This window comes from Marisediminitalea oceani (assembly GCF_003731635.1).
GTDB lineage: Bacteria > Pseudomonadota > Gammaproteobacteria > Enterobacterales > Alteromonadaceae > Alteromonas > Alteromonas oceani.
In genome coordinates, this window is record NZ_RCUA01000087.1 from 118,021 (window position 1) to 129,349 (window position 11,329).

Sequence of the window (11,329 nt, forward strand, 5' to 3'; positions counted from 1 at the left end):
GCGTCAGTGAGTAGTTACCAACATAATGGCCGTCAGTAAACACCGGGCTTTCCTCAAATGGGCAGGAGGCAAATACAGTCTGGTTGAACAAATCAATGCACACCTGCCAGAAGGGAAGAAGCTCATCGAGCCTTTCGTTGGCGCAGGGTCGGTGTTTCTCAACTCTGACTTTAAGCACTATGTGCTCAATGATATTAATCCGGACCTGATTAATCTCTACAATCTGCTAAAAGCGCAACCTGACCCGCTCATCAATGATCTGAAAGATTTTTTCTCGCCGCACCATAACAGCGAAAAAATCTATTATGGCCTGCGTGAGGAATTCAACCAGACCAGTGACCAGTATTACCGTGCTCTGTTGTTTGTGTATCTGAATCGACACGGCTATAACGGCTTGTGCCGCTACAGTCTCAAAGGCCGTTTTAATGTGCCATTTGGCCGATACAAACGCCCCTATTTCCCGGAGCGCGAGATGTTTGTGTTCGCTGAAAAGGCACAAAAAGCCAGGTTTACGTGTTTACCGTTTGAAAAAGTGTTTCAGCATGCCCGCAGAGGTAGCGTGATCTATTGCGACCCGCCTTATGCACCAATCAGTAAAACCGCTTTGTTTACCAGCTACGCGGCCAAGCAGTTCAGCTTATCCTGTCAGCATAAACTGGCAACTCTGGCTCAGCGTGCCGCGTTTAAACGAAACATTCCAGTACTGATTTCAAATCATGATTTACCGATGACGCGGCAGATGTACTATGGCGCTCAAATCACTACATTAAATGTAAAACGCTCAATCAGTCAGAAAGGAAGTGCTCGCAAGCCGGTAAGTGAGTTGCTTGCGTTATTCAAACACAAGCCTGTGTACCCAATCACCGCAGTAGACGACGAATAGTTACCAGCTATAAAACTGATTCAGGGGGTAAGCCAGTTCACCAGGCCAATCAACCCGAGTACCAGCAATACAACGAAGATAATCCCCACCACAATATAAGGAGCAATAGTTGTTTGTGAAAAATCCTGCTGGTATTTTTGCTGACTCTGAACACCAAAGGCACTGGCCAGTACGCTTTGTACGACTCTCAGGAAACCCGGTTTATTTGCCACAACATTACAACCAGCGAGCGGTTACTCGCTGTCTTTGCCTTTGTGACGTGACAGTAATTCGAGAAGATCGAGAAAATGAAAACGGTAGGATGTAGAGCGACCTGTCAACCAGCTGACCCAGCTGACTTGCTCAGCTTCATCAAGCACGTTTGCCACTCGGTTTTCCAGACAATCTGCCTCTGGCGATCCTACGCTCAGGTTAAAACTGCCCACGGTTAAAGCCAGAGCAAATACTGCTCCTGCGACGCGCCAGTTCAAGCTTTTCTTTAGCTTTGTCATACTGAAAACCATTCCAGAATAAAATCCATTGGTGTAATTATAATCAGTCTGTTACATCTGGCAATGAAAATTTTAACCAAAAGTACAAAGGCCACACTAATGTGTGGCCTTTGCGTGCACAAAACATAAACACTGTAAAAGTGTTAAAGGTCTCTTACAGTTCGAAATCTACTGAGTAAGAAACAGTGTATTTGATTGAGTCATTATCACGCTCTGGCGTGTTTGCGAAATCATCATTGTCGTCTAAATCAGTACCACTGATCATAAACGCAAAGCCATCTTTAGCAATGGTTACACCGTAATCAATGTAAGCGTCAGTAACGCCGTTAAATGATTCGGCAAAATCACCCTGGTGGTGACCTAAGTGCAGACCAATCTCTGTACCGCTCTCCAGCGCAATGCCGTAATCAAGTGAAAGGTAAGTTGCCTGGCCGAAACCGAAGTCTTCACCCGGACCTTCATCTGGCTCAGCATTCGCTAATACAGATAACGTTGCACTGAAGCTGCCGTAACCGATGCTTCCGTAAACTTCACCAAAATCATAACCCGCATTTTCATCGTAGTTATAATACAGGTAACCTACGTCGTAGCTGATATCACCAGCTTCGCCAGCAAAACCAAAGTAAACGTCATGCTCATAAGAGTAAGCGTCAGATTCTTCATACTTAACGTTAGATGCCCAGGTACCCGCGTAGAAGCCGCTATCGCTGGCGTAATCGATACCGCCCTGAACCGCTGCTTCGTTCATGGTCTGAGTCAGACCACGCCAGATGTAGTTGTTAGTTACGCTTACGTTACCAGACAGGCTATCAGCCAGTACAACTTGTGACGAAAGACAAGAGCCAACAACGGCTAAAGTTACCAGTGTTTTATTAAATTTCATGTGTGTTCTCCGTATAAATCACGCATAAGTGTTTTTATTTAAATCACTTTTCTGTCTGTATTTTTATTTTTGTGATGTCGGTATACGCAAAACTAGTGCCCAATGTGTCGACACTTGCCAATGGGCCACATAAACTTAATAAATTACTGTTTTAAATGCATTTTTATTCACAACTTTTACAGCATAAAAATCTTTAAAAGCGCTTTCGCACAGTCAATTAGCAATAGTCTGCACCAAAAAGAAGCAAAATCACCGTTAAGGTGCGAGATAAAACCTTTTGCCAGTTACGATAATCCGTTAAAATATCGCCCAATAAATACGCTGGCCAAGTGTTTGTTTTGTCGTACATATCACATAACAACAGCGCTTCTCATCACTCGCCCGGCATTACTCTGCTTCCCTACACCGTCTATAAGGGTTAATCATGCAACGATTCCTGATAGCACCGTCGATACTCTCGGCGGACTTCGCCCGTCTGGGTGATGATGTACAGCGTGTGCTCGACGCCGGCGCTGACGTGGTTCACTTTGACGTGATGGACAATCACTACGTGCCTAACCTGACCTTTGGCCCGATGATTTGTTCTGCGCTGCGTAACTATGGCATTACCGCACCTATAGATGTGCACCTGATGGTTTCGCCGGTGGACGACTTAATTACCCAGTTTGCCGATGCCGGTGCCAGTTATATCAGTTTCCACCCGGAGGCCTGCCAGCATCTCGACCGCAGTCTGCAGTTAATTGCTGATAAAGGCTGTCAGCCGGGTCTGGTATTTAATCCGGCCACGCCACTGCATTATCTCGACTATGTAATGGACAAACTGCATCACATCTTATTAATGTCGGTTAACCCTGGTTTTGGTGGTCAGTCGTTCATTCCTGGTACGCTCGATAAGCTCAGGGAAGTCAGGTCTCGTATCGACGCTTCTGGTCAAAACATCCGTTTGGAAGTTGACGGCGGAGTTAAAGTCGATAATATCGCAGCCATTGCCGCTGCCGGTGCGGATATGTTTGTCGCCGGTTCAGCGATCTTCAATCAGCCGGACTATGCCGCAGTTATCCAGCAAATGCGTGACGAACTGGCTACAGTGTCTTCAAAGTAATTAAGTGTGAATAGGTAAATAAGTAATGAGCGCAAAACCAATCGTATTAAGCGGCTGTCAGCCATCCGGACAGCTTACCCTGGGTAACTACATGGGTGCGCTGAAGCAGTGGGTCTCCATGCAGGAAACACACGACTGTCTGTATATGATTGTGGATTTGCATGCCATAACGGTTCGTCAGGACCCGGCCAAACTCAAAGAAGCTTGTCTTGATGGTCTGGCGTTGTATCTGGCCTGTGGTATCGACCCAACCAAGAGTACGCTGTTTTTGCAGTCTCATGTGCCTGAGCACGCGCAGCTTTCGTGGGTGCTAAACTGCTTTACCCAAATGGGTGAACTGAACCGCATGACCCAGTTCAAGGACAAGTCGGCCCGCAATGCCAGCAATATTAATGTAGGCCTGTACAGCTACCCGGTTTTACAAGCCGCCGATATCCTGCTTTATCAGGCAAATGAAGTGCCGGTAGGTGAAGACCAGAAACAACACCTGGAGCTTACCCGCGATATCGCTACCCGCTTCAACAACATCTATGGCGACACTTTCCGCATTCCGGAGCCTTACATTCCTGAATTCGGTGCTCGTATTATGAGCTTGCAGGAGCCGGATAAGAAGATGTCTAAATCAGACACCAACCCGAACAACTTTATCGGCTTGCTGGAAGAACCTAAGAAGGTAGCCAAGAAGATCAAACGCGCTGTCACCGATTCTGACGAGCAGGCGCGCATCTATTTTGACTGGGCGGAAAAACCAGGCGTGACTAACCTGCTGACGTTATTATCTCTGGCTACCGGCAGAACAGTAGACGAGCTGGTACCCGCTTACGAAGATAAAATGTACGGTCATTTAAAGTCAGACGTGGCTGATGCAGTGGTTGCGCTGATTGAACCACTACAACAGCGTTACAATGAGCTGCGTGCCGACCGGGCCTATCTGGATAAAGTAATGCACCAGGGCGCAGAAAAAGCCCAGGTACGTGCGGCCGCTACGCTCAAGGCTACTTACGAGGCGCTGGGATTTATAGCTAAGCCCTGAGAAGTCGATTAAACCTTGATACTACTGATCGACAATTACGATTCCTTTAGTCACAACCTGGCAAGATATTTTCAGGAGCTGGGTTGTGAGCTGCAGGTAGTGCGTAACGATGCTATTACAGTGGCCGATATCGATCCGGCACGGATTCAGGCAATTGTCATCTCGCCAGGCCCCTGCACACCCAATGAATCCGGCGTCAGTCTGGAGGTAATCCGTCAGTTTGCCGGCATCATCCCAATCATGGGCGTGTGTCTTGGTCATCAGGCTATCGGTCAGGTATTTGGCGCTTCAGTAACCAATGCCCTGCAGGTTCGCCATGGTAAGCTCTCCGGCGTTAAGCACAATGGTGACAGTCTGTTTACTAATATTCCGCACCAGTTTGTAGTCACCCGCTACCATTCTCTGGTTATCGATCCGGCTTCTATCCCCGACTGCCTGCAAGTAATAGCCTGGAGCGATGACGGCGAGACACCCGAAATCATGGCTGTGAAACACAAAGACCTGCCGGTATGGGGTGTTCAGTATCACCCGGAGTCGCTACTCACCGAGTATGGTCATCAGGTTCTGCTAAACTTTTTGCTACTGGCTAAGGTTGTTTCAGCAGATGCCGATATCAATTGTGTATCAGAATTCAACGGTCAGTCCGTTACACTGAACAATGCGATGTAAGGCACTGGTTATTTAAACGGTCTGATTGCCTGAACAAACACAAACATGTCCTAGCCTTAGCATTGCAAAACAGATAAGGTTCGGGTATTACATGGATAGAGCGGGACTTCAATGGTAGAGCGGTTACTGGCCCCACCAGCTTTTGCTAAACGATTTAACTATTTATTGCTGGCACCTGAGCTTGCGAAAGCGATGATTGGCCGTCGTGGACCCGGTGAAGTGAGTTACGCCGAGTCTGAGCAAAGCTTTACCCGCCGTCAGCTGCTAAAAGTTGAAAAAGACGCTATTAAAAGCAAACTGGAAACGGCTAAGATCCAGGCCAATTACGTACAGCAAATTAACCAGCAACTGCACACGGTTATCGACAAAAAGCTGCTACAGACACTGGCCGACACCCAGGATGTATGTGAAAACCTGCTGAACTGGTCAGAACATACTACCAACCTGATAGACTTACTTGCCACACCATCGGCTACCATCAGCAAGGTTGAAGCCATTGCGGTAAATATTCCCTGGCTGGTTGATGAACTGCTTAAGCAGGTAAACCAACCGCAATACCGACGCCGCGATGCCCGCGGTGATGTGATTGCCGTAGATACCCTCAAAACTGCTCTGAGCTTCATTGGTATAGACAATGTAAAGCGGGTCATCCCGGCCCTCATTTACAAACAGACCTTGCCGTTAATAAGCGATCCGTTTCCGCAAATAAAGCACAAGGTCTGGGAATACAGCCTTATATGCGCCAGAACTGCCGAAGCCATTGCGAAAAGCCATAAGGTAAAACCTTTTGAGGCCTACACCCTTGCCCTTTTTAGCCAGCTGGGTCGAAGTGCTATTATCAAGCTTTATTTTCGCCTGTTTGAACAGGTGCACCTCGACTTTTTACGCCATGCGCAAAAAGCCAAATTACGCAATCTGCACTCGGCGCTGGTTCAACTGGTACCAGATCCAAAACGCTTACTGCCTTTAATTGATGAGCACAGTGACAAAGCAGCCCTGCATTTGTTTGAATACATGGTCTTTAAGCGCGTTGGATATACCAGCGCCATGCAACAGGTGTTGCAGGACGTATTACCAGAGGATGCAGATCCGCTCACACAAGTGTTGCAACAGGCCCGTTATTACGCCAAATACCGCATGTTAAAAGACAATAACCTGTTCCTCGATGACGAAAATGACAAGTTCATCGCGGGCTGCGCTATTGAGTCCGATTTGCTGCAAAAACTGCATAGCCAGACACTTCATCTGCTCCCCATACTGACCGATCTATGAGCAAAACATCGGCGAATAAGCCGTTGTGAAGACCAAAAATGCGCTTTTTCAACCGATTCATAATCATTCAGCCGTAAAGCCTGTTTTACAGGCAAAAACCTCACTATAGCCAGCATGGAGCAGAATCCGCCGATATTTTTGCCCCGACGGCCGCATATTCACATATATGGATAGTTATTCACATTTTATGCAATAAGTGCCAGACCCCTTGATTTTACTGCCTTTGAGGAAAGGTAATAGACAAGACAACAGCCATTTAAGGTGGCATACTGGAGCGCTTAAAAATGAATTGAAGCCATAAATTCGCCAGCCTGAAAGACGCGGGTTTATGACGATAACTAACAGTTAGAGGTGAAAAAATGCAGGTAACCCGCGAAATGTTTGATCAAGTCATGGTTCCTAACTACAACCCGGCCAAAATGGTCCCGGTACGTGGTCTGGGCTCGCGAGTTTGGGATCAGGCAGGTAACGAGTTTATTGATTTCGCCGGCGGTATTGCCGTAAATGCACTGGGCCATTGTCACCCGGAGCTGGTTAATGCCTTAACTGAGCAGGGTCAGAAATTATGGCACCTGAGTAACGTTTTCACTAATGAGCCGGCATTACGACTGGCCAAAAAGCTCACCGACCATACTTTTGCTGAGCGCGTTTATTTCGCTAACTCCGGCGCAGAAGCTAACGAAGCCGCTCTGAAACTGGCTCGTCGTTTCGCGCTCGAACAATATGGTGAGCACAAACAAAAAATCATCGCTTTCACCCAGGGCTTCCACGGCCGTACTTTCTTCACCGTAACAGTAGGCGGCCAGCCAGCTTATTCTGATGGCTTCGGACCAAAACCAGGTGCGGTTGAGCACTGCGATTACAACGACCTGGCAGCATTTGAAGCGCTGATTTCAGATGAAACCTGCGCGGTAATGATGGAGCCGCTGCAGGGTGAAGGCGGTATCATTTCGCCGGATCCAGCCTTTGTTAAGGGTGTTCGTGAACTGTGCGACAAACACAACGCACTGCTGATTTTCGATGAAGTCCAATCAGGCGTAGGCCGAACCGGCCACCTGTATGCATACATGGGTCTGGACGTAGTGCCGGATATCCTGACCACAGCCAAAGCCCTTGGCGGCGGTTTCCCGGTAGGCGCTATGCTCACCACTACGGCCATTGCCCAACACCTTAAGCCTGGTACTCACGGCAGCACCTATGGTGGTAACCCATTAGCCTGTGCCGTGGCCGAGCGTACTTTTGATATTGTCAACGACCCGGTTGTACTGAACGGCGTTAAACAAAAGGAACAGTTGTTCCGCGACACCCTGGAAACCATCAATGCCAAGCACAAAGTGTTTGCTGAAATTCGTGGGAAAGGGTTGCTGCTGGGTTGTGCATTAAACGACGACTTCAAGGGCGAATCACGTAAATTCCTCGACGCGTCTACCGAACAGCAACTGATGTGTCTGGTAGCCGGGGCTAACGTTGTTCGTTTTGCTCCGTCTCTGGTTATCCCAGACGAAGACATTGCCGAAGGTCTGACTCGTTTTGAACGTGCTATTGCGAGTGTGGTAGCGGCACGCTAATTAACCGGGAATTGCTCATGTACATTATTCGCCCTATTCGATCGAGTGATTATGACGCCCTGTATGCAGTAGCAGAAGAGTCCGGCATCGGCTTTACGTCGCTGCCGGTCAACGAAGGCCTGCTCAAGCGTAAAATCGGCAAGTCACTGGAAGCGTTCAGTCGCGATGTGTCTGCGCCTGGCAATGAATCCTACCTGTTCGTTATGGAAGATATCGTTACCGGCGAAGTCGTCGGTACAACGGGTATCGAAGCCGCGGTTGGCACTGACGATGCTTTTTACCACTACCATTTGGGTAAGGTGGTACACGCGTCCCGTGAACTCAATATCCATAACACGGTTGAGATCCTCACGTTCTGTAACGACTACACCGGTGTCAGCGAAATCTGCACGCTGTTCTTGCGGGAAAATGCCCGCAAGGGAGTGAACGGCCGGTTCTTATCCAAAGTACGTTTTTTGTTTATGGAAGAACACCGCGAGCGTTTCGCCGAGATCGTGATTGCCGAAATGCGCGGCGTCAGCGACGAAAATGGCCGCTCGCCATTCTGGGAGTGGCTCGAGGAGCATTTCTTCTCCATGGACTTCCCCACCGCAGATTACATGACCGGCATTGGTAATAAGGTTTTCATTGCCGAGCTTATGCCGAAATATCCGATCTACGTCAATCTGCTCAGCCAGGAAGCCCAGAACGTTATTGGCAAGGTTCACCAGAAAACCGAACCGGCGCTGCGCTTACTGCAGGAAGAAGGCTTTAGTTGCCGTGGTTATGTCGACATTTTCGACGGTGGTCCAACGGTGGAAGCCCGCTTAAGTCACATCAATACCGCCCAGCGTAGCCGCCGTGCAACGGTACATATTGACGACCAGTCGGCTGCCCAAGACGGCGAACTTTGCTACATCATTAATACTAAAATCGCCGATTTCAGAGCGGTTGTTGCCGATGTCAGTTTTGATGAACAGACCGGCCAGGCAGTGCTTTCTCACAAAGCTGCAGCGTCGTTAGACGTGGAAGAAGGCGACTCAATTCGGTTCGCGAGCGTGAAACCCCGCAACTGATATCAATACACAATTACAACAGCATCAGGACAGAAATCATGCAACAAGCCATTCATTTTATTAATGGGCAGTGGGTTGCCGGAGAAGGTTCTCCAATTACTTCGGTCGACCCGACCAAAAATCAAACCATCTGGCGCGGCCAGGCCGCCTCAGCTACCCAGGTAGACAGCGCCCTCAACGCCGCCCGCGCGGCGCTTCCTCAGTGGTCAGCTAAAACCGTTGAAGAACGCCTGTCACTGATTAAAAAATTTGCCGAATTGCTGGGCGAAAACAAGCAACAACTGGCAGCGCTGATTGCACAGGAAACCGGTAAGCCACTGTGGGAAACCGCCACCGAAATTGGCGCGATGATTGGCAAAATTGCCATCTCAGAAAAAGCTTACTTCGAGCGAACCGGCACGGTAGAAAACCCAATGCCGGTGGGCAAGGCATTCATCCGTCATAAGCCCCACGGTGTCGTGGCGGTATTCGGCCCTTATAACTTCCCGGGTCACCTGCCTAATGGCCACATCGTGCCAGCGCTGATCGCCGGTAACACCGTAGTATTTAAACCCAGTGATTTAACCCCGGCAGTTGCTGAAGCAACCGTTAAGCTATGGGAGCAGGCTGGTATTCCGGCAGGCGTGCTTAACCTGGTTCAGGGTGAAGTGGAAACCGGCAAGGCGCTGGCTTCACATCCGCAAATCGATGGCCTGTTCTTTACCGGCAGCTCGCGCACCGGCAAGATCCTTCACGAACAGTTTGCCGGCCATCCGGGTAAGATCCTGGCGCTGGAAATGGGTGGCAACAATCCGCTCATCGTTACCGAAGTAGCCGATACCAAGGCCGCCGTGCATGACATTATCCAGTCTGCGTTTGTCACCTCAGGACAGCGTTGCACCTGTGCCCGTCGCCTGTTTATCCCGGCTACTGCCGCTGGTGATGCGTTAGTGGATGCCCTGGTTAATGCCACCCGCAAGATTTCGGTGGGTCACTACGACGCTGAGCCACAGCCCTTTATGGGCGCTATGATCAGCGCCGCTGCAGCGAAGGGAATGGTAGCAGCCCAACAGCAACTGCTCGACGCCGGTGCCACAGCACTTGAGCCGCTTAAGCACCTTGACGAGCAAACTGGTCTGGTGACACCAGGGATCGTGGACGTAACCACTATTGCCGACACCATGGAAGACGAAGAACACTTTGGTCCGCTGCTTAAGATCATTCGCTATACCGATTTGGATACCGCTATTGCACAGGCTAACAACACTCGCTTTGGCCTATCGGCCGGACTGTTAAGCGACAGCGAAGCGGATTACCAGCATTTCTTTACTCACATCCGGGCCGGGATTGTAAACTGGAACCGTCCAATTACCGGCGCCAGCAGTGCCGCTCCCTTTGGTGGTATTGGTGAAAGTGGTAATCATCGCGCCAGTGCCTACTACGCGGCAGACTACTGCGCATACCCGGTTGCCTCAGTTGAGCTGGATAAAGTGACTTTACCCGGCACTCTGAGCCCTGGATTAGAATTAGAATAAGGACAGAAATTCGTTATGCATAAGACAACCGATAGCCTGTTTTCGGCGCTCTGGAACGATTACGTTAGTATTACCCCCAGTGCGCTGCGCATTCATAAGCTGCTGGCCGGTGAGGAAAACAGCCCGCAAATCGTTAACGACCATGTGGCGTTTCGTACCTTTGCGCTGGATAAAACCCGCCTCTCTCACCTGGCTGAGCATTTTCTGGCACTGGGTTACGAAGCGAAGGGCGACTACGACTTTAAAGCGAAAAAAGTCACCGCCCAGCACTTCGAACACCCGGATCCAACAGTGCCTAAAGTGTTTATCAGTGAGCTACGCGTAAATGAGTTCTCTGCCGAAACACAGCGTATTATCCATGCGCTGGTAGAACAAATGCCTGCCAGTGTAGTAGAGGCCGAAAACTTTCTTTACTCAGGCCGTCACTGGCAGCTTTCCACCGAGGAATATCAATCGCTCATCAGTGAATCTGAATATGCCGGCTGGCTGGCCGCCTGGGGCTTTAGGGCTAATCACTTTACCGTGAGCGTAAACCACCTGAACAACATCGACACCCTAGCCGATGTAAACATCCTGCTGAAAGAAGCCGGTTTTGTGCTTAACACTTCAGGCGGCGAAATCAAAGGTGGTGAGTCTGTCTACCTGGCGCAGTCATCAACTATGGCTGATGAATACAACCTGGCGTTCAGCGATGGCAGTCTGAATATCCCTAGTTGCTTTTATGAGTTTGCCCAGCGCTACACTATGCCGGATGGCAAGCTATATCAGGGTTTTGTTGAAGCGTCTGCAGATAAGATTTTCGAAAGCACTAACGCGCGTTAATCTTGTATAGCACGGTCGGGTATTATTGTCCCGACCG

At 49.4% G+C, this 11,329-nt stretch carries 12 protein-coding genes; 9 read left to right on the top strand and 3 right to left on the bottom strand.

Annotated features, from left to right (window positions below):
• Window positions 1-25 precede the first annotated feature (25 nt).
• Window positions 26-883, top strand: a complete 858-nt coding sequence (locus D9T21_RS22045; protein ID WP_123327313.1) for a Dam family site-specific DNA-(adenine-N6)-methyltransferase — start codon at window positions 26-28, stop codon at window positions 881-883.
• A gap of 20 nt (window positions 884-903) precedes the next feature.
• Here the strand turns inward: D9T21_RS22045 and D9T21_RS22050 are convergent, their stop codons facing one another.
• From D9T21_RS22050 to D9T21_RS22060, 3 genes are all read right to left on the bottom strand, one after another.
• Window positions 904-1,095, bottom strand: a complete 192-nt coding sequence (locus D9T21_RS22050) for a DUF2970 domain-containing protein (protein WP_123327314.1) — start codon at window positions 1,093-1,095, stop codon at window positions 904-906.
• 21 nt (window positions 1,096-1,116) lie between these two features.
• Entirely contained in the window at window positions 1,117-1,374 is a 258-nt protein-coding gene (locus tag D9T21_RS22055) for a hypothetical protein (protein ID WP_123327315.1), read from the bottom strand.
• A gap of 154 nt (window positions 1,375-1,528) precedes the next feature.
• Window positions 1,529-2,257: a TorF family putative porin gene (locus D9T21_RS22060; RefSeq protein WP_123327316.1), complete on the bottom strand. Its 729-nt coding sequence runs from the start codon at window positions 2,255-2,257 to the stop codon at window positions 1,529-1,531.
• 424 nt (window positions 2,258-2,681) lie between these two features.
• On the opposite strand from D9T21_RS22060, the gene rpe reads away from it, so the two are divergent.
• The 8 genes from rpe to D9T21_RS22100 all read left to right on the top strand — a co-directional run bounded on the left by rpe (window position 2,682) and on the right by D9T21_RS22100 (window position 11,292).
• Entirely contained in the window at window positions 2,682-3,359 is a 678-nt protein-coding gene (rpe, locus tag D9T21_RS22065; RefSeq protein ID WP_123327317.1) for a ribulose-phosphate 3-epimerase, read from the top strand.
• A 25-nt stretch (window positions 3,360-3,384) separates the two neighbouring features.
• Window positions 3,385-4,392 (top strand): tryptophan--tRNA ligase, encoded by a 1,008-nt coding sequence (gene trpS, locus D9T21_RS22070; protein WP_123327318.1) that lies wholly within the window; start codon window positions 3,385-3,387, stop codon window positions 4,390-4,392.
• Between the two features lie 15 nt (window positions 4,393-4,407).
• On the top strand, window positions 4,408-5,061 hold the full coding sequence (locus D9T21_RS22075; protein ID WP_123327319.1) for an anthranilate synthase component II: 654 nt from the start codon (window positions 4,408-4,410) through the stop codon (window positions 5,059-5,061).
• Between the two features lie 111 nt (window positions 5,062-5,172).
• A complete protein-coding gene (locus D9T21_RS22080; RefSeq protein WP_123327320.1) occupies window positions 5,173-6,333 on the top strand; it encodes an HDOD domain-containing protein in 1,161 nt (386 codons plus the stop codon).
• Window positions 6,334-6,692: 359 nt separating this feature from the next.
• The gene (locus tag D9T21_RS22085) at window positions 6,693-7,901 is read left to right on the top strand and encodes an aspartate aminotransferase family protein (protein WP_123327321.1); all 1,209 of its coding nucleotides are present in this window, start codon (window positions 6,693-6,695) and stop codon (window positions 7,899-7,901) included.
• A 17-nt stretch (window positions 7,902-7,918) separates the two neighbouring features.
• Window positions 7,919-8,956, top strand: a complete 1,038-nt coding sequence (gene astA / locus D9T21_RS22090; RefSeq protein ID WP_123327322.1) for an arginine N-succinyltransferase — start codon at window positions 7,919-7,921, stop codon at window positions 8,954-8,956.
• Window positions 8,957-8,994: 38 nt separating this feature from the next.
• Window positions 8,995-10,470, top strand: coding sequence for a succinylglutamate-semialdehyde dehydrogenase (astD, locus tag D9T21_RS22095; protein ID WP_123327323.1), 1,476 nt, complete (start codon window positions 8,995-8,997; stop codon window positions 10,468-10,470).
• Window positions 10,471-10,485: 15 nt separating this feature from the next.
• A complete protein-coding gene (locus tag D9T21_RS22100; protein ID WP_123327324.1) occupies window positions 10,486-11,292 on the top strand; it encodes a DUF1338 domain-containing protein in 807 nt (268 codons plus the stop codon).
• Window positions 11,293-11,329 lie beyond the last annotated feature (37 nt).

Coding starts and splice junctions, on each gene's coding strand:
- D9T21_RS22045 (WP_123327313.1), top strand. CDS start 26: ATGGCCGTCAGTAAACACCGGGCTTTCCTCAAATGGGCAGGAGGCAAA.
- D9T21_RS22055 (WP_123327315.1), bottom strand. CDS start 1,374: ATGACAAAGCTAAAGAAAAGCTTGAACTGGCGCGTCGCAGGAGCAGTA.
- D9T21_RS22060 (WP_123327316.1), bottom strand. CDS start 2,257: ATGAAATTTAATAAAACACTGGTAACTTTAGCCGTTGTTGGCTCTTGT.
- rpe (WP_123327317.1), top strand. CDS start 2,682: ATGCAACGATTCCTGATAGCACCGTCGATACTCTCGGCGGACTTCGCC.
- trpS (WP_123327318.1), top strand. CDS start 3,385: ATGAGCGCAAAACCAATCGTATTAAGCGGCTGTCAGCCATCCGGACAG.
- D9T21_RS22080 (WP_123327320.1), top strand. CDS start 5,173: ATGGTAGAGCGGTTACTGGCCCCACCAGCTTTTGCTAAACGATTTAAC.
- D9T21_RS22085 (WP_123327321.1), top strand. CDS start 6,693: ATGCAGGTAACCCGCGAAATGTTTGATCAAGTCATGGTTCCTAACTAC.
- astA (WP_123327322.1), top strand. CDS start 7,919: ATGTACATTATTCGCCCTATTCGATCGAGTGATTATGACGCCCTGTAT.
- astD (WP_123327323.1), top strand. CDS start 8,995: ATGCAACAAGCCATTCATTTTATTAATGGGCAGTGGGTTGCCGGAGAA.
- D9T21_RS22100 (WP_123327324.1), top strand. CDS start 10,486: ATGCATAAGACAACCGATAGCCTGTTTTCGGCGCTCTGGAACGATTAC.